This is a genomic window from Morococcus cerebrosus (assembly GCF_022749515.1).
GTDB lineage: Bacteria > Pseudomonadota > Gammaproteobacteria > Burkholderiales > Neisseriaceae > Neisseria > Neisseria cerebrosa.
Genome location: NZ_CP094242.1, coordinates 2540971 through 2555647, shown reverse-complemented (window position 1 = coordinate 2555647; position 14677 = coordinate 2540971). Strand labels below are relative to the sequence as shown.

General features: G+C 52.1%; 30 protein-coding genes. All 30 read left to right on the top strand.

The window, feature by feature from the left end:
* The first annotated feature begins 31 nt into the window (after window positions 1-31).
* The 30 genes from MON37_RS12145 to MON37_RS12560 all read left to right on the top strand — a co-directional run bounded on the left by MON37_RS12145 (window position 32) and on the right by MON37_RS12560 (window position 14464).
* Window positions 32-187, top strand: coding sequence for a hypothetical protein (locus MON37_RS12145; RefSeq protein WP_242883695.1), 156 nt, complete (start codon window positions 32-34; stop codon window positions 185-187).
* An 88-nt stretch (window positions 188-275) separates the two neighbouring features.
* Window positions 276-1178 carry an ExeA family protein gene (locus MON37_RS12140; protein WP_242883694.1) on the top strand — a complete coding sequence of 301 codons (903 nt, stop codon included), beginning with the start codon at window positions 276-278 and terminating at the stop codon, window positions 1176-1178.
* A gap of 1 nt (window position 1179) precedes the next feature.
* Entirely contained in the window at window positions 1180-1425 is a 246-nt protein-coding gene (locus MON37_RS12135) for a hypothetical protein (RefSeq protein WP_039405140.1), read from the top strand.
* A 10-nt stretch (window positions 1426-1435) separates the two neighbouring features.
* Window positions 1436-1576 (top strand): hypothetical protein, encoded by a 141-nt coding sequence (locus MON37_RS12130; protein WP_156122107.1) that lies wholly within the window; start codon window positions 1436-1438, stop codon window positions 1574-1576.
* On the top strand, window positions 1573-1749 hold the full coding sequence (locus tag MON37_RS12125) for a hypothetical protein (protein ID WP_156122106.1): 177 nt from the start codon (window positions 1573-1575) through the stop codon (window positions 1747-1749). The genes MON37_RS12130 and MON37_RS12125 overlap by 4 nt, the downstream gene beginning before the upstream one ends.
* Window positions 1746-1940, top strand: a complete 195-nt coding sequence (locus tag MON37_RS12120; protein WP_039405137.1) for a hypothetical protein — start codon at window positions 1746-1748, stop codon at window positions 1938-1940. The genes MON37_RS12125 and MON37_RS12120 overlap by 4 nt, the downstream gene beginning before the upstream one ends.
* Window positions 1937-2437 carry a hypothetical protein gene (locus MON37_RS12115; protein WP_039405134.1) on the top strand — a complete coding sequence of 167 codons (501 nt, stop codon included), beginning with the start codon at window positions 1937-1939 and terminating at the stop codon, window positions 2435-2437. Before MON37_RS12120 ends, MON37_RS12115 begins: the two co-directional genes overlap by 4 nt.
* On the top strand, window positions 2421-2879 hold the full coding sequence (locus tag MON37_RS12110) for a hypothetical protein (protein WP_039405132.1): 459 nt from the start codon (window positions 2421-2423) through the stop codon (window positions 2877-2879). Before MON37_RS12115 ends, MON37_RS12110 begins: the two co-directional genes overlap by 17 nt.
* Window positions 2876-3487 (top strand): DUF3164 family protein, encoded by a 612-nt coding sequence (locus MON37_RS12105; RefSeq protein WP_039405129.1) that lies wholly within the window; start codon window positions 2876-2878, stop codon window positions 3485-3487. Before MON37_RS12110 ends, MON37_RS12105 begins: the two co-directional genes overlap by 4 nt.
* Before the next feature lie 2 nt (window positions 3488-3489).
* Complete coding sequence (locus MON37_RS12100) at window positions 3490-3648, top strand: hypothetical protein (RefSeq protein WP_156122105.1); 159 nt, start codon at window positions 3490-3492, stop codon at window positions 3646-3648.
* Entirely contained in the window at window positions 3641-3835 is a 195-nt protein-coding gene (locus MON37_RS12095) for a hypothetical protein (protein ID WP_039405126.1), read from the top strand. Before MON37_RS12100 ends, MON37_RS12095 begins: the two co-directional genes overlap by 8 nt.
* 75 nt (window positions 3836-3910) lie before the next feature.
* Window positions 3911-4186: an HU family DNA-binding protein gene (locus tag MON37_RS12090; protein ID WP_039405124.1), complete on the top strand. Its 276-nt coding sequence runs from the start codon at window positions 3911-3913 to the stop codon at window positions 4184-4186.
* A 161-nt stretch (window positions 4187-4347) separates the two neighbouring features.
* Entirely contained in the window at window positions 4348-5076 is a 729-nt protein-coding gene (locus MON37_RS12085) for a hypothetical protein (protein WP_039405122.1), read from the top strand.
* Window positions 5077-5131: 55 nt separating this feature from the next.
* Entirely contained in the window at window positions 5132-6067 is a 936-nt protein-coding gene (locus MON37_RS12080; protein WP_039405120.1) for a tyrosine-type recombinase/integrase, read from the top strand.
* A 14-nt stretch (window positions 6068-6081) separates the two neighbouring features.
* Complete coding sequence (locus MON37_RS12075; protein WP_039405118.1) at window positions 6082-6426, top strand: Aca2/YdiL-like domain-containing protein; 345 nt, start codon at window positions 6082-6084, stop codon at window positions 6424-6426.
* Window positions 6423-6623, top strand: coding sequence for a helix-turn-helix domain-containing protein (locus MON37_RS12070; protein WP_039405115.1), 201 nt, complete (start codon window positions 6423-6425; stop codon window positions 6621-6623). Before MON37_RS12075 ends, MON37_RS12070 begins: the two co-directional genes overlap by 4 nt.
* 84 nt (window positions 6624-6707) lie before the next feature.
* On the top strand, window positions 6708-6914 hold the full coding sequence (locus tag MON37_RS12065) for a hypothetical protein (RefSeq protein WP_082013580.1): 207 nt from the start codon (window positions 6708-6710) through the stop codon (window positions 6912-6914).
* Window positions 6915-7059: 145 nt separating this feature from the next.
* Window positions 7060-7536, top strand: a complete 477-nt coding sequence (locus tag MON37_RS12060) for a gp16 family protein (protein WP_039405112.1) — start codon at window positions 7060-7062, stop codon at window positions 7534-7536.
* Window positions 7514-7855, top strand: a complete 342-nt coding sequence (locus tag MON37_RS12055; protein ID WP_209323748.1) for a Mor transcription activator family protein — start codon at window positions 7514-7516, stop codon at window positions 7853-7855. Before MON37_RS12060 ends, MON37_RS12055 begins: the two co-directional genes overlap by 23 nt.
* Window positions 7856-8069: 214 nt before the next feature.
* A complete protein-coding gene (locus tag MON37_RS12050) occupies window positions 8070-9101 on the top strand; it encodes a hypothetical protein (RefSeq protein WP_039405110.1) in 1032 nt (343 codons plus the stop codon).
* A 58-nt stretch (window positions 9102-9159) separates the two neighbouring features.
* The gene (locus tag MON37_RS12045; protein ID WP_039405108.1) at window positions 9160-10098 is read left to right on the top strand and encodes a major capsid protein; all 939 of its coding nucleotides are present in this window, start codon (window positions 9160-9162) and stop codon (window positions 10096-10098) included.
* Window positions 10099-10145: 47 nt separating this feature from the next.
* Entirely contained in the window at window positions 10146-10415 is a 270-nt protein-coding gene (locus MON37_RS12040) for a Gp49 family protein (RefSeq protein ID WP_039405105.1), read from the top strand.
* A complete protein-coding gene (locus MON37_RS12035) occupies window positions 10416-10754 on the top strand; it encodes a capsid cement protein (RefSeq protein WP_039405103.1) in 339 nt (112 codons plus the stop codon).
* A 2-nt stretch (window positions 10755-10756) separates the two neighbouring features.
* Window positions 10757-11038, top strand: a complete 282-nt coding sequence (locus MON37_RS12030) for a hypothetical protein (RefSeq protein WP_039405101.1) — start codon at window positions 10757-10759, stop codon at window positions 11036-11038.
* 3 nt (window positions 11039-11041) lie between these two features.
* The gene (locus tag MON37_RS12025) at window positions 11042-11467 is read left to right on the top strand and encodes a gp436 family protein (RefSeq protein ID WP_039405099.1); all 426 of its coding nucleotides are present in this window, start codon (window positions 11042-11044) and stop codon (window positions 11465-11467) included.
* Complete coding sequence (locus MON37_RS12020; RefSeq protein ID WP_039405097.1) at window positions 11467-11964, top strand: Gp37 family protein; 498 nt, start codon at window positions 11467-11469, stop codon at window positions 11962-11964. The genes MON37_RS12025 and MON37_RS12020 overlap by 1 nt, the downstream gene beginning before the upstream one ends.
* 11 nt (window positions 11965-11975) lie before the next feature.
* Window positions 11976-13379, top strand: a complete 1404-nt coding sequence (locus MON37_RS12015) for a phage tail sheath family protein (RefSeq protein ID WP_039405095.1) — start codon at window positions 11976-11978, stop codon at window positions 13377-13379.
* A 22-nt stretch (window positions 13380-13401) separates the two neighbouring features.
* Window positions 13402-13917, top strand: coding sequence for a phage major tail tube protein (locus MON37_RS12010; protein WP_039405093.1), 516 nt, complete (start codon window positions 13402-13404; stop codon window positions 13915-13917).
* A 90-nt stretch (window positions 13918-14007) separates the two neighbouring features.
* Window positions 14008-14292, top strand: a complete 285-nt coding sequence (locus MON37_RS12005; protein ID WP_039405091.1) for a phage tail assembly protein — start codon at window positions 14008-14010, stop codon at window positions 14290-14292.
* Window positions 14293-14386: 94 nt separating this feature from the next.
* On the top strand, window positions 14387-14464 hold the full coding sequence (locus tag MON37_RS12560; protein WP_423227269.1) for a hypothetical protein: 78 nt from the start codon (window positions 14387-14389) through the stop codon (window positions 14462-14464).
* Window positions 14465-14677 lie beyond the last annotated feature (213 nt).

The following is a 14677-nucleotide window of genomic DNA, read 5'->3' as shown; positions in this document are numbered from 1 at the left end:
GACGTCGTCGCATTTGAAAAAAAGGGAAAGCATGAAACAGACCTTTAAGCAAATCGGCAAATCCTATGCCGCCGCGGCAGCCGAAATCGGATGCAGCAAGCCGATGCTGGTGGCGGTAGTCAATCACGGGCAATGGCCGAAAAAAAAACGCAGCCGAGCTGCGAAGGAAATTGAAACAATTTTTTGAAACGAATGGTGCGGAAATCCCAGCGAGCCTGAGAAACGAGCCGGAAGCCGCACCTGCCCAAGCAACTTACGAAGACAAGGACAATGAGATGTTACTACGAAAAGCAACTTTAAACCAAGCGGCAAAACAACATTTTAGCTTATTCCGCGACCCGTTTAATGACGAAATCCAGTCTGCGGACGATGTGTATATGACGTCTGATGTGCGCTATGTGAGAGAGGCAATGTTTCAGACGGCCTGCCACGGCGGTTTTGTGGCGGTGGTCGGCGAAAGCGGAGCGGGTAAATCCACACTGCGCGAAGACCTGCAAGACCGTATCAACCGCGAAGGCCGACAAATCATCCTGATCGAGCCTTATGTCTTGGCGATGGAGGACAACGACCAAAAAGGCAAAACGCTTAAGGCGGTACATATTGCCGAGGCCATTTTGGAGGCGGTGTCGCCGGGAACAAGCCCGAAACGCAGCCCGGAAGCACGTTTTAGACAAATCCACCGCGCTTTGTCGGAAAGCGCGAAAGCAGGCAACAAACACCTGCTCTTGATTGAAGAGGCGCACGGTCTGCCGCTGCCGACCCTGAAACATCTGAAACGCTTTTTTGAGCTGAAAAACGGCTTTGAACGCCTGCTCGGGATTGTCTTAATCGGTCAGACGGAGTTGGCACAAAAACTCAGCGAAAACAATCCTGCGGTGCGCGAGGTGGTGCAACGCTGCGAGGTGGTTACGCTCTTGCCGCTGACCGACGGCAAGCTGGAAGGCTATCTCAAGCACAAATTTGACCGCGTCAATGCGGACATGGCGAAGATTTTAGACAAAAGCGCGATTGATGCGGTTGCCGAGCGTCTGACAGTCAAAAGCCGCACGAGCAAAGGATTGGAAACCAACAGCCTGCTCTATCCGCTGGCGGTCAACAACTTAGTGGCGGCAGCGATGAATCAGGCGGCGGAGCTTGGTTTTGAGATGGTTGACGGCGATGTGGTACGGGGGGTGTGAGATGGATAACAAATTCGGAAAATTTATTGAACCCAATCACTCTGAGATTGAGATAGCCTTACTGTTTAGCACAGAGGTAGCTACCGGGAAAGTCGGCAGCATGGAATACACGATGGAAATCTCTGGGGGATGTGAGCCGATGGTCGTCAGTAAAGCTACTGGGAAGCGGTTTGTATTGACTTGGCAGGACATAGTGGAGTTAGCCGTTCTGGCCGGTATCGACGAATCGGAAGAGTCTGAAAAATAAAGGGGAAATCATGAAAAAAGATGAAATCGAATTTGCCATTGTAATTGTGCTGCTGACCATCGTTGTAGTCATACAGGCAATTCTGACCGAGCCTTGCCGCCAAAAACAGCCTATGCAGATCAACGTCTATGACAGGGGACAATACAAATGAGGGGCTTATGGATATTGACCGTCATGCTCGCCGCCTGTCATCCGGTCGCGGCAACGGCAGAACAAAGGGATGCTCTTGAAGCCGATCAAAACTGGGAAGCAGTTTACGGCGGGATGAGCGAGACAGACAAAATAACAGGCGTGGTTTTGGAGCCTGCGGGAGCGGAAAAATGAACAGGGATTACAGCAAAATAAAAGTATCGGTTTGGCGGGAGAAAGGCGGTCATCTTGCCGCCGAGCTGACAACGGTATCGGGTCAGTTTGTGATGATGTATGTGTCGTCGCAGCTTTCGGATGAAGTTGAGGATGTGGTTCAGACGGCATTGCGGTGCTTGAGCCGTAAGGATTTGGAGGCGAGAACATGAAAGTACGCTGCCCTACCTGCGGTGCGGTGATGAGCTTGGATGTATTAATCGCCCATGACGATGCCCGCGAAGCCCTGATTGCCCTGACCGGCATTTCAGACGACCTTTTTAAGGCGGTATTGCGGTATCTGACGCTGTTTCGCCCCGCCGAAAAGGATCTAAGTTTTAACCGGGTTTCAAAGCTTATTGGCGAGATTGCGCCGATGATACGGGAAGGCGAAATCATCCGTAACCGTAAAACTTACCCGGCTCCGCGCGAGGCTTGGATTTGGGCTGCAACACGATGCCTTGAGGCACGGGATGCGGGAAAGCTGATACCGCCGCTGACCAGCCACGGTTATTTATTAGAAAACATTACGTTTTGGTCGCCCGAGAAGACGGCGGGAATTGCGGTTTTACCCTCTCACCAACCCTCTCCCGCGGGAGAGGAGGGAAGTACCAAATTGAGGCGCGGGTTGGGCGGTTTGATGGAGTGGTCGAATGGAGGACAACAATAGCTGGCTGAAAAAAGCAATCGCGCAGGGTTTTATGATGCTCGCCGCCCTAAACCTCAAAGGCCGCCCTGCCTCGGCGGATTTGACGGCAGTCGCCGAACTTTGGTTGGGCATACTGAGCGGCCGGTCGTGGCAACCGGAACAGGACGGAATCAGGATACAGGCAGCCTTTATGGCTATCGCGGCATCCTCGTCAGAGTGGCCAAACCCTGCCGACCTTATCAAACACCTGCCGCCGCCCGAAATCAGGATGGTGCCGAAATTGGAAAAGAAGTACCGTCCGACCGAATACGGCAAAGCGCAGGCCGCCGAACTGAAAAAGATTGTCAGCAGATTGGAAAACGCGCCCTGTATGGACAGGGACTGGATACACGGGCAACGCCACCGTACGGTGGATGAGTGTAAAAGGATTAATGACGAAAGGCAGAAAGGTAAAACAAAATGAGTAATTTAGATGTAAGCCAATACAAACAGGATGCCAAAGGCAATCTCGTGCCGCTGGCCAATATCCGCGAAATTGACCTGCTGCGCGACGAGCTGGTGCAGGAAATCGCTGCAAAAGCCCGCGCGGTACAGGATGACTTAATCGCCTTCAAACGCGAAGCTATGGACGATATTGCGGCGTTTGTACAGTTGAGTGCCGACCGATACGACGTGAATGTCGGCGGTAAGAAAGGCAATATCAGCCTGCACAGCTTTGACGGCGCGTACCGCGTCAACCTCGCCATGCAGGACACACTGGTATTCGACGAGGGGCTGTTGGCGGCCAAGGCTCTGATTGACGAGTGTATCAACGAATGGACGGAAGGCAGCCGCACGGAATTGAAAACACTGATTAACGCGGCCTTCCAAGTGGATAAAGAAGGCAATATCAGCACCGCCCGCGTCCTCGGCCTGCGCCGCCTGCAAATCACGGATGAAAAATGGCAACGGGCGATGGATGCGCTCTCCGACAGTTTGCAGGTGCATATCAGCAAGCCGTTTGTGCGGGTGTATCAGCGCGGCGAGGATGGGGAGTATCAGTTGATTAATTTGGATGTGGCGAAGGTGTGAAAATGGAGAAAGGAGCTAATTTATGCAAGGATAAAAAAGATGCCACGTTAACATTGCATTTAAAAGCAGATAGTGGTTACTCAAGTTATGTTGAATATCGTGTCAGCCCGAATCAATGGGCAGAAATATTGAAAATTTTGGAGGAAAAAAGCAATGGCTAAAGTCATTATCACTATTGAAGATACAGAAGAAGGTTTATTCGAAATTGGTATTGAAGGTTTGACTCGTGACCAAAAACCATCTCCAGCCATGTTGGTGGGTCATGCGGTAACAAGCATGTTGCGGAAGCGGCAACAATCAGTCCATGAACAATTTGTCGGTCAAATTTTAGATGCCTGTCAAGATTAAAAGCCATCTGAAACTATAAATTCATAAACCGCGCGGCACGGTCTGCCGTATTTAAATCTAAATTAGGAGTCAAAAGTGAATAAATCCGAATTAATCCAAGCCATCGCCGACGAAGCGGAATTGAGCAAACGCGCTGCGTCAGAATTTGTCGATGCGTTTGTCAGCGTGGTAACGCAGGCGATGAAGGACGGCAAAGACGTTACGTTGGTCGGCTTCGGTTCGTTCCACACCGCCCAATCTGCCGAGCGTAAAGGCCGCAATCCGAAAACGGGCGAACCGCTGACCATCGCGGCACGAAAAACGCCTAAATTCCGTGCAGGCAAGGCGTTGAAAGAAGCGGTTAACCGTTAAAGCCGCTGATGTTTAAAAGGTCGTCTGAAGAGATTCAGGCGACCTTTTTATTTTGGCGAAATAATTTTAAAAATGTTATTGACTATGTGAAAATATCGCGTATAATACAACTCATCAGGAAGCACAAAGCAAGCCTGAACAACCTTAAAGGATGAATCAAAATGGCTAAATACTCTTACTCCTACGCTTGCGGTCATGGTACTGGAAGCGTATCTCTTTTCGGCAAAAGTGCCGACCGCGAACGCAAACTGGCTTGGTACGAGCAAAACATGGTTTGCCCCGAATGCTACAAAAAACAGCAAGCAGCCGCCGATGAGGCAGCCGAACAGGTTGCCGTTATCAAATACCGCATGGGCTCGGTGCCGTTGTTTTCCGTGGTGGTACACGGCAGAACCTTGGCAAATAAAGAATCCCTGAAAGCATTAGGTTTTTGCTTTACCCACGACGAAAAAGAAGGATTGGCCGGAGTGTTGGCTACGAAAGAGCCGCCCAAGGCATGGCAAAAAACTTTTGAAGCTAAGTCTGAAAGCGAACTGATGGAAAAAGCCGAAGCCATCATCCAAGAAATCGCCCCGCTCGGCTACCGTTTGGAGCAGCCGGCCAGCAATGTGCTGGATATGGCGATGCTGCGCCACCAATGGCAAAAAATCGCTGAAAAAGAAGCCTCAAAACCCCAATACAACGGCTGCTTTGACTTTTTGAAAGAGCGGCACGGCGCGGATTATGCCAAAAGCAGCCGCGAAGGCGGCAAACCGTGGAACGGCAAAATCTACGGCCGGCCAGGCAGCTACAATTACTATGTGGACGACACCAAACACAGTATGACCGATGAGCAAAAAGCAGCCATCGATGAGTACCGTGCCGCCCTGCAGGCTTGGCGCGAGCAATAAACCATCCAACCGGCGGGGAGCCTACGGCAGACCCGCCACTCCTTAAGGAGCAACCATGAGCTGGTTTAGCAATTGGCTGTCCCGGCCGCCCCGTTTTCAGACGGCAGCTGAGGAATACCTGTCTGTCAGCCTCGCCAAGTGCTGTCCGGAAATGCAAAAATACACCCGCTACCGAATGGAGCGGTATGTGTATCCGTTTATCGGGCAGCAGCGTATCCACCGCATCACACCCATGCAAATCATCCGCTGCATCCAAACCTACGAGCAAGATGCGCCGTCGCAGGCACGGCGGCTGTTGCAAGTGGTATCAGGGGTGTACCGATATGCCAAGGTGCAGGGCTGGTGCCGCTACAATCCTGCCGAAGGGCTGGGCATTGCGCTAAAACCCTATACTTACAAGGGCTTTAGCTTTATCCCACCGCAGGATATGCCCGAATTTTTGGCGGCGGTGGATACCCATACCAATATCGATGCCGCCGCGCTGACTGCCTTTTGGCTCATTGTCTATACCGCTGTTCGGCGCGGCGAGGCGGTTAATGCAGCGTTGTCTGAATTTGATTTTGCGACGGCAACATGGACGATCCCTGCAGCGCGGATGAAAATGAGGCGGCCACATGTCGTCCCACTCGCGCCTCAAGTTGTGGATTTGTTGTCTGCTTGGCTGGTTGAGCGAACACGGCGCGGAATTTCCGGAGACCTTTTATTTGGCGGTATCGGCGGACACCGCCCTTTGCACGTTATCACGCAGGCCGGCTGGCGGGACAAGATGACTATACATGGATTCCGCAAGGTTTTTAGCACACACGCCCACGAAAGCGGGCTATGGTCAGTTGATGCGATCGAATTGCAGTTGGCCCATATCATCAGCGGTGTGCGCGGCGTTTATAACAAGGCGATGCTGTTAGACGAGCGCAGACAATTAATGATTTGGTACGCGGACGAGATAAACCGATGGCGTGCCATCGGTCGCGGCGGATATAATGATTCCTAAGAAGGAGTCAAACTATGCACTACATTGTCATTGAGGCGTACCGTCGTCTTTTGTTTTTAACCGTTTTGGAAGCTGCTAAGTCGGTCGCCTGTACATCTGTCCGTCCTGATGGTGTATCAGAGCGAGCCTGGAATCGTTGGGAGAGCGGAGAGGGAGTTATGCCTGATGAGGTGGAGGAAAATCTGTTGGCCCTAATACGGCTCAGGCAGAGAGAGATAGACAGTATCGCCGCGCAGATTGCCGGCGGAACTAAGCCTATACTGACCGCCCCAAAAAAAGGGGCGGATGTATTGGAATACAAAATCAAATTGTCGGTTTTTGCTGAGGCAATGGCGATGGGCTGCAAGGAGGCTAAATGAAATATCCTGAAGCAGGCTACACCCCTGCAAACTTAAGATTTGTGATGGATACATACGGGCTGACCCTTGCCGAAGTCGGACGACGGACTGGCACGGCATTGCGCACCGTGCAAAACTGGGTCGCTCCGGTTGATGCCAAGGATCACTCCGGGATGCCGCACCGCAAGTGGGTCATGCTGCAAAACACGCTCAAATAATTCTTGACTATGTGAAAATATCGCGTATAATGGAGCTTATCGGGAAGCATGAAGCAAGCCCGAAAAACCTAAAGGACTCAAAAAATGAAAGATTTATTGGATACTGAAATGAAACAGGCTGAACTTAGAAAAGTGGATGCCGAAATCGCAAAAATCATCGCAACCGCGCATAAGATAAATGCGGAATCGGTCAAAATAGCCCAAGAGGCTCGGTGGTATCCCATTATGATTGCTACCGGATTGGTATCAGCCGTCGCCGCAATGATGGCGGTAGTGATTAAATTTTTATGACGAAAGCCCCCAAACGGGGGCTTTTTTGCATCCGTCCGTTTTAGTTGCACTGCGCAAAAATCCCGAATAGAATATCATTATTTATTGATTTTCTTGAAAAAAGTGAAACAATGTTTCACTTTTTTGAGGTTCTTGGGGGCTGGAAATGGAAACCCGTGCTCAGAAAAAACAGCGGTTGATACGGCTCATCCATGTGGCCAAAACCCAGTTGATGATGGACGACGGCGAATACCGCGCGCTGCTCGCCAATCTGTCATGCGGTAAGACGAGCAGTACCAAACTGTCGGTCGAGGAGCTGGAGCTTGCCGTACGGGCGATGAAAATGCGTGGCTTTGTGGTTACTACTAAGGCGCAGGCGGTATCAAGCAAGCCTGATTTGCCGGTGCATATGCCCAACCGCATGATGGAGGCGCAGGTCAAAAAGATACGCGCGCTTTGGTTGGAGCTGCACCATTTGGGCGCCGTGCGCAGCCCGTCTGAATTGAGCCTGGCTCGATTTGTCAAACGCATGACGGGCATAGATTATCATGGATGGTTAGGGACTGATGACGCGATACGGGTCATCGAGCACTTAAAAAAATGGAAAGTGAGGGTGGAGAATGGCGGACAACAGAGTGCCTGAGCTGGTGGCAGATTTAGAAGACCAGGCGGTTGCCTGCTTGATGTCGGTATTGCCGATAGAGCGGCAGCAGGCGGTCGAGGTATCTAAAAAGCTGTCTCATCATCTGACCAGCAACTGGGGCGGGCAGTTGATTTATTTTCCGAAAAACCTTTTGGGCCGGGTATCCGAGCGAGACCTGAAGATTTATAAGGAGTTTAACGGCAAGAATCATGTGGAGCTTGCCCGCAAATATGATTTGACCGTCCAGCACATCTACCGCATCGTCAAGGAGGTCGGGATGGCGGAGCGGGCAAAAAATCAGGGAGATTTGTTTGTGTGATCACCCGATTTAATCAAGATGGCGGTCAGGATTCATCCTGACCGCTTTTTTAGCGCATTTGTCGGCTTGGATAAGGGTTTGCCTATCTCAGTGGGTAAACGCGCTAAAAACGCGATTTTAACGCCTTTTTGAACAATCATTCTTTAAGCCGCATTAAAAGGCGGTTCAGACGGACTTTGCCACAATAGCCTCATCCATCCGATGAGGCTTTTTTATGTCTTACGAAATTTTCCGTTCAGGAACGCGTACCGATGCAAACGGCAATACGGTAACGATTACCGAAGCCGACCTTGCCGCCGCTGCCCAAGCATATGACCCGAAGGTGCATGAGGCCCCTATTGTGGTCGGGCATCCCAAGGCAGATGCGCCCGCCTACGGCTGGGTCAAGTCGCTTAATGTGCAAAACGGCGTGCTGACGGCGGACTTTGCCCAAGTCGATGAGGGCTTTGCGGATTTGGTTAAAGCCGGACGATATAAAAAAGTGTCGGCGAGTTTTTACCCACCGACCAGCCCGAACAATCCTAAACCGGGCGTTTGGACGCTGCGCCATGTCGGCTTTTTGGGAGCGCAACCGCCCGCAGTCAAGGGGTTGTCCGCCATCAGTTTTGCCGAGGACGAAGTTTATGTCGAGTTTGCCGAAGAACCGCAAGAAATTGGCTTTTTGCGCCGATTACTGAGCATGGCGGGTTTTAAACCTGCCGAATTTACCGAATCACCCCCACCCCCAGAAAACCATGAAAACAAGGAGACCCCTATGTCGCTGGAACAAGAGCTTGCAGCCGAAAAGGCCGCCCGCGAAGCTGCCGAGAAGAAGGCCGCCGAATCGCAGGCGGAATTGAAAAAGCTGCAAGACGAGCAGCATGCCGCCCTGCGCGATGGTGCGCATGAGCAGAATGCCGAATTTGCCGAAGGCTTGGTTAAAGAAGGTCGTCTGAAACCTGCCGACAAGGATTTGGTCGTCAAGGTTTTGGATTTTGCCGAATACCCTACCGACGTAACCGCCGACTTCGGCGAAGGCAGTAAGAAGCAGCCTTTGTCTGCCGCGCTGCGTGCGTTTTTTACCGCCGTTCTGCCCAAGCAGATTCAGGGCGGCGAGATGGCTAAAGGCGAAACGCCGTCGGGATTGGCGGCAGACTTTGCCGAAGCGTCGGACCCGGAAGCCTTGAGCCATCACCAACGTGCATTGGCATTGGCGGCGACGGAAGGTATCTCTTACGAAGAGGCTGCCCGCCGTACTATTGCTTAAATCATCAACCCGTCAAATGCGACGACGTCGTCGCATTTGACCTAAAAAAGGATAAAACATGAGTGCATCTCATTTGCGCGGCCTGCGCGGTCAGTATGATCCAGTTTTGACCAATATCGCACTGGGCTACAAACAGGCGAATTTCATTGCCGAGAAAATCTTTCCACAGGTTTTTGCGGACAAAGAAGGCTTGCGTGTGCCGGTGTTCGGCAAGGGTTCGTTTGTCGAGTATCAGACCGAACGTGCGGTCGGTGCGGCATCGAATGTGATTACGCTGGACTCACCAAGCTTTATGCCGGTCGTGTTGGAAGAGCATGATTTGGCGGCAGGCGTAGATTACCGCGAACAAGCCGAATCCATGTACGACGAGCGCGCCAAGGCAACACGCCGCGTGGTCAATGGCGTGCAGCTGCGTCAAGAAATCGAAACTGCCGCCCTCCTGCAAAACAAATCGGCTTATCAGTCCGGTTTCAGCAAAGATTTGGCCGCCACCCAAAAATGGAGCGATAAAAACTCTGATCCGTTGGCAGACATCGAAACCGCCCGCGAAACGGTTCGCGCAGGCTGCGGTGTACGCCCGTCGGTGCTGGTGGTAGGCGCGAGCGTGCTGTCGGCGCTGAAACGCCACGAGAAGCTCATCGGCGCACTGGGGGCTAATGAGCGCAAGTCCCTGCTCACGGTCGAGCAGCTGAAAAACCTGCTGGAGCTGGACGACATCATCGTCGGCGAAGCGGTATCTACGCCTGCCGCCAATAAGGCCACTCAAGATATTTGGGGCAAATTCGCCAGCCTGATTGTGCGTCCGAATGCGGCTTCCGGCGGCAATGACGAGGGTGAGCCGAGCTTCGGTTATACCTTCCGCCGCCGCGGTATGCCGGTAGTCGACCGCTTCGAAGCGGTCGGCGGCAAGGTGGAATACGCGCGCTATACCGACATCCGCAAAGCGGCGGTGGTCGGCGGTGCATGCGGTTTCTTATTTGAAAACGCGGTTGCTTGATAAAAAAGGTCGTCTGAAAGGCTTCAGACGACCTGTGGAGATAAAAAATGACTTTATTTTTAAAGCGTGAAGATTTGGTTGCGCGTATTGCCGACACTCGATACCACCGTGTCGAAGGTACGACTGCTACCGTGTGTACTGTGATTTTGCATTCGGGTTTTGTGGTCATCGGCAAGTCTGCCTGTATTACTCCCGACATCTTTGATGAGGCAAAAGGCCGCGAATTTGCCTATGAGGATGCCCTCAAAAATTTGTTGGACCTCGAAGCGTACCGCGTCAAAGAAAATGCGCATGACGCGCAGGAAAAGGAGTCTTAAATGGCACAAACGAAACAAGTGGTCTTGGTAACCACGGTCAAAACATCAGGTAAGGTGGTCAAAAACCGCTTTGTGGATTTCGCGGGCAAACAGGCAGCCGCCGGTGTGAAAGTGCTGGGTACTGCTACTTTGGATGCGGATGCGGGCGAAATGTTGGCCGTCGATGTATTGGGTATCGCCTTAGTCGAGGCAGGCGGCACGATTGCCGTCGGCGACGAGGTGGCAGCCGATGCGCAAGGTGCGGCAGTCAAGGCGGCAGGTAATGCCAAGATTGCCGGTACGGCGCGCTCTGCGGCAACGGCAGCGGGCGAAGTCATCCAAGTATTTTTGAAAGGCTGATCATGGCTAAAGTTTATATCGCAAACACTCCGTTGATCTTGGAAAACGCCCAAGGCAACCAATTTCGTGTCGAAGCCGGCGAAGCGGTCGAATTGACGGCGGAACAGTACGAATCGGTTGCTGCACACGTTACCCCGACACTGACAACCGGCGAAGAGCTGGATGCGCAACAAAATGACACCCCGCCGTCCGAAGATACGCAGTCAGATGATGCAGGCGCGGCAGGCGAAGTTGAAAAGCCGAAACGCGGTAAAAAACCGGCAGCAGCGGAACAGGCGGAGTAAGCCATGTATATCGGCGCGGATGATTTGACGGCTGCGATGGGCAAAATGGAGTTGGTGCAACTGACCAACGACAATGCGCGCGGGACGGAACCCGACGCTCAGGTCATTGATGCGGCAGTGCGTTATGCCTGCGATTTGGTGGACGGATACCTGCGTGGCAGATATGTGCTGCCTTTGGCAGAAACGCCGACGGTGTTGCAGCCTTTATGCATCAACATTGCCCGCCATTTTTTACACAGCCGCCGCATCAACCGCGCCGACTTTCCAAAGCCGCTGGAAACCGCCTACAACACTACCATTAAGACACTTGAGTCTATTCGCGACGGCAAAATCCATATCGGCATCGCTACATTGGACAAGCCGTCGCAACCTGAGCCGGGCGCATATCACGTCCGAGTGCGCGACAAAATGGATTTGGGAGGCTACTGATGAGCGCGACACGTCCGATTATTGATGCGGTAGTAGAGCATTTGCAGGCCGCTATCCCGTGGGTCAGCGTTGAGGCTTTCCCCGAGCGCCCGTCCGAATACCAATTTATCCATCCCGTCGGGGCAATCTTGGTCGGCTACGGCGGCAGCAAATTCGGCGATATTGAGCAGCTCGGCCGTATTGCGCAGCAGCGTGATGTCAGGCTGATGTTGACCGTTTTTGGCAGCAGCCTTAATGCGGATGACGGCACGCTGGCGATTTTAGATGAGACACGTCTTGCTATGGTTGGTTTCGCGCCGCCGAACTGCCAGCCCTGCCACCTTATCAGTGAGGAGTTTTTAGCCGAGGATGCGGGCGCATGGCAGTATCAGCTTGTCTTGCAGACTGAGACTCAGCAGGTTGAAGTCTGCCGTGAGGAAAAACGTCCCCTCTTCAATGCCGCCGCCTACCGCCGACCCGACCAAGACCTCAATCCCGATTTAAAACCTAAAAAATAGGAGTATCCATCATGGCAGCAGCCTACCATCACGGCACGGAGACCATCCGCATCGACGGCGGCTCCAATCCCGTCTATACCGTTGACGGCGCAATTACCGCCATCGTCGGCACTGCGCCGGTCGGCGCGGTCAATGAGCTGACGGTATGTCAAACGAAGAAAGACTTTGGCCAATTCGGCGGCGAGCTGACCGCTCAAGGCTTCACTCTGCCGGATGCCGCACACATTTGGACGCGCTACGGCAGCGGTGTCGCCTATGTCATCAATGTTTGCGATCCTGCCAAACATAAGACAACCGTCAGCAACGAGGTATTGACGGTTGATCCTGATACCTTGACGGCCAAAACTGCCAAGCCTGCTCTGCAAAGCGGCTACACACTGACAGACGGCGGCAATACGCTGACCGAAAACACGCACTACACCATCAACACCCTGACAGGTGAGATTGCCTACAAAAACAAACCTACCTCACCCAAAATCAGCTATACCTACACCGACCCGACCAAAGTCCCTGCGGCTGACATCATTGGTGCTTATATTGCCGCCACCGGCAAGCGCACGGGGCTGGAGCTGTTGACCGAAGGCTTTAACCGCCAAGGTGCGGACGCTAAAATCATTATTGCACCTGACTTTGACCGCTATGCCAATGTGCGCGCGGCAATGGAAGTCATTGCCGGTAAGCTGAAGGCCATTGCTTATGTGGCGGCTCCGCAAGGTACGAGCCTGAGCAAAGCTCTCGAAGGTCGTGGTCCGTTGGGTACGATTAATTTCCAGACATCTTCCGACCGCTGCCAGCTCTTTTATCCACATGTCGTCGGTTTGCTCGGCCTCGAAAATCTTGCCACCCACGCCGCAGGTCTTCGCATGAAAACCGATGTGGAACAGGGCTACTGGTTCAGCATCTCAAACCGCGAGCTCTTGGGCGTAACGGGCGTGGAAATCGGTCTGACCGCCCGTGCGGACGACCCGCAGTCCGAAACCAACCGTCTGAATGAAAAAGGCATTACGACTGTCTTCAATTCCTACGGTACAGGCTATCGTATGTGGGGTAACCGCCTTGCCTGCTTCCCGACTACATCGCATATTAAAAACTTTGAAGTGGCGCAACGCACCGGCGACATTATTGACGAGTCTATCCGTCGTTTAGAGTTGCAGTATGTTGATAAACCGATTGATGCAGACGATCCGAATGCCTTGATTGACAGCCTGCTTGAGAGCGTCCGCACCTATATGTCTACGCTTAAATCTATTGTGGGCTTCTCGGTGGATTTGGACTATGAATACGATTTAGTCGATGCGTTTAGCAAAGGTCAGGTCCCCATCGTTTACGACTACACGCCGAAACTGCCGGCCGAGCGTATTACCAATACCAGCGTGATGACCCGCAAGTATCTTATCAATTTGGTGGCTAACTAAGGTCGGCTGAAAAGGAAGAAATATGTCTGCAATCAATGCAATCTACAATGCCAATATCTATATCGACGGCAACAGCCTTTTGGGCAATGCATCCGAGTTTAAGCTGCCTGAGTTTGAGTTTGGCCAGGACGACTTTACCGGTTTAGGTATGGTTGGCACCATCAAACTGCCAAACGGCGTTGAGGCGCTGGAAGGCGAAGTTACCTGGAACAGCTTTTATCCTGAGGTGGCGAAAAAGGCATCCAACCCATTCAAGGCTGTGCAACTGATGGTGCGCGGCAACCTGCAAACCTTTAATTCAGCAGGTTTGGCGGAAGAAGTCCCCATCGTAACTACGGTAACGGCGATGTTTTCAAAAAACGCCTTGGGCGGTTACAAGCCTAAGGAAAAGGCGGAATTTAGCTCAACCTACCAGGCGACAGAAGTCCGCCAAGTCGTCGGTGGTCGAGAAGTGCTGTACTACAACGCGATGAAAAACATCTACCGCGTAGACGGTCAGGACGTTTTGAGCCAAATGCGTAAAAACATTGGCGCTTAATCTTTAAATCGGATTAAAAGCCGTTTCAGACGACCTTTGACACAATCACCGTTCCGATACGGTGATTTTTTTTTATTTTTGGAGAACGAAATGAACGAAGCAAAACAGATGCAGGCGGATTTGGGTGTAAATACCGTTGTGAAACTGAAATATCCCGTGCGCTTGGCGACCGGACAAGTTCTGTCGGAGCTGGAGGTTCGTCGCCCGCGCGTCGGCGATTTGCGCGCAGTAATGCACATTGGCAGCGAAGTGGAACAGGGTTTGATGCTTGTGGCACGAGTCACAGGGCTAGTTCCGGAAGATTTAGACGAGCTGGATTTGCAGGACTTGGAGGCTGTACAGGCTACATTTCGCAGCGAAACGGAGCAGGTCTGAATATAAAAGCGGTCAAGAAGCAAACCACGAATTACTGTCGGCGTGTGCCGATTTGGCATGGTGGTTTGGCTGGAGTGTGCAGGATATTTACGCGATGACGCTTGAAGAATTTGAAGATTGGCATAAAGAAGCAGCCCGCCAAATTAAGGCGGGCTTTCGTAAGACTATGTAGGAATTTACGTTTTCAGACGGGTCCGGACTGTCTCAAAACACCCGATTAGGAAACCGATGCCGATTACTACGCCGACTACAGTGGTTGTAACAGGATAGAAATGGTAGGCAAAAATCGAAATAACGCCCCAAACGATAAATCCGCATACATAGCCGAATAGTGAAATCAGATCATTCAGATAATCAAACAATGCTTGCATTTTTACCCTTACCC

Excerpts from the sequence above, each read along its gene's own strand:
- MON37_RS12145 (WP_242883695.1), top strand. The coding sequence starts at position 32 with ATGAAACAGACCTTTAAGCAAATCGGCAAATCCTATGCCGCCGCGGCA.
- MON37_RS12140 (WP_242883694.1), top strand. The coding sequence starts at position 276 with ATGTTACTACGAAAAGCAACTTTAAACCAAGCGGCAAAACAACATTTT.
- MON37_RS12135 (WP_039405140.1), top strand. The coding sequence starts at position 1,180 with ATGGATAACAAATTCGGAAAATTTATTGAACCCAATCACTCTGAGATT.
- MON37_RS12130 (WP_156122107.1), top strand. The coding sequence starts at position 1,436 with ATGAAAAAAGATGAAATCGAATTTGCCATTGTAATTGTGCTGCTGACC.
- MON37_RS12125 (WP_156122106.1), top strand. The coding sequence starts at position 1,573 with ATGAGGGGCTTATGGATATTGACCGTCATGCTCGCCGCCTGTCATCCG.
- MON37_RS12120 (WP_039405137.1), top strand. The coding sequence starts at position 1,746 with ATGAACAGGGATTACAGCAAAATAAAAGTATCGGTTTGGCGGGAGAAA.
- MON37_RS12115 (WP_039405134.1), top strand. The coding sequence starts at position 1,937 with ATGAAAGTACGCTGCCCTACCTGCGGTGCGGTGATGAGCTTGGATGTA.
- MON37_RS12110 (WP_039405132.1), top strand. The coding sequence starts at position 2,421 with ATGGAGGACAACAATAGCTGGCTGAAAAAAGCAATCGCGCAGGGTTTT.
- MON37_RS12105 (WP_039405129.1), top strand. The coding sequence starts at position 2,876 with ATGAGTAATTTAGATGTAAGCCAATACAAACAGGATGCCAAAGGCAAT.
- MON37_RS12100 (WP_156122105.1), top strand. The coding sequence starts at position 3,490 with ATGGAGAAAGGAGCTAATTTATGCAAGGATAAAAAAGATGCCACGTTA.
- MON37_RS12095 (WP_039405126.1), top strand. The coding sequence starts at position 3,641 with ATGGCTAAAGTCATTATCACTATTGAAGATACAGAAGAAGGTTTATTC.
- MON37_RS12085 (WP_039405122.1), top strand. The coding sequence starts at position 4,348 with ATGGCTAAATACTCTTACTCCTACGCTTGCGGTCATGGTACTGGAAGC.
- MON37_RS12080 (WP_039405120.1), top strand. The coding sequence starts at position 5,132 with ATGAGCTGGTTTAGCAATTGGCTGTCCCGGCCGCCCCGTTTTCAGACG.
- MON37_RS12075 (WP_039405118.1), top strand. The coding sequence starts at position 6,082 with ATGCACTACATTGTCATTGAGGCGTACCGTCGTCTTTTGTTTTTAACC.
- MON37_RS12070 (WP_039405115.1), top strand. The coding sequence starts at position 6,423 with ATGAAATATCCTGAAGCAGGCTACACCCCTGCAAACTTAAGATTTGTG.
- MON37_RS12065 (WP_082013580.1), top strand. The coding sequence starts at position 6,708 with ATGAAAGATTTATTGGATACTGAAATGAAACAGGCTGAACTTAGAAAA.
- MON37_RS12060 (WP_039405112.1), top strand. The coding sequence starts at position 7,060 with ATGGAAACCCGTGCTCAGAAAAAACAGCGGTTGATACGGCTCATCCAT.
- MON37_RS12055 (WP_209323748.1), top strand. The coding sequence starts at position 7,514 with ATGGCGGACAACAGAGTGCCTGAGCTGGTGGCAGATTTAGAAGACCAG.
- MON37_RS12050 (WP_039405110.1), top strand. The coding sequence starts at position 8,070 with ATGTCTTACGAAATTTTCCGTTCAGGAACGCGTACCGATGCAAACGGC.
- MON37_RS12045 (WP_039405108.1), top strand. The coding sequence starts at position 9,160 with ATGAGTGCATCTCATTTGCGCGGCCTGCGCGGTCAGTATGATCCAGTT.
- MON37_RS12040 (WP_039405105.1), top strand. The coding sequence starts at position 10,146 with ATGACTTTATTTTTAAAGCGTGAAGATTTGGTTGCGCGTATTGCCGAC.
- MON37_RS12035 (WP_039405103.1), top strand. The coding sequence starts at position 10,416 with ATGGCACAAACGAAACAAGTGGTCTTGGTAACCACGGTCAAAACATCA.
- MON37_RS12030 (WP_039405101.1), top strand. The coding sequence starts at position 10,757 with ATGGCTAAAGTTTATATCGCAAACACTCCGTTGATCTTGGAAAACGCC.
- MON37_RS12025 (WP_039405099.1), top strand. The coding sequence starts at position 11,042 with ATGTATATCGGCGCGGATGATTTGACGGCTGCGATGGGCAAAATGGAG.
- MON37_RS12020 (WP_039405097.1), top strand. The coding sequence starts at position 11,467 with ATGAGCGCGACACGTCCGATTATTGATGCGGTAGTAGAGCATTTGCAG.
- MON37_RS12015 (WP_039405095.1), top strand. The coding sequence starts at position 11,976 with ATGGCAGCAGCCTACCATCACGGCACGGAGACCATCCGCATCGACGGC.
- MON37_RS12010 (WP_039405093.1), top strand. The coding sequence starts at position 13,402 with ATGTCTGCAATCAATGCAATCTACAATGCCAATATCTATATCGACGGC.
- MON37_RS12005 (WP_039405091.1), top strand. The coding sequence starts at position 14,008 with ATGAACGAAGCAAAACAGATGCAGGCGGATTTGGGTGTAAATACCGTT.
- MON37_RS12560 (WP_423227269.1), top strand. The coding sequence starts at position 14,387 with ATGACGCTTGAAGAATTTGAAGATTGGCATAAAGAAGCAGCCCGCCAA.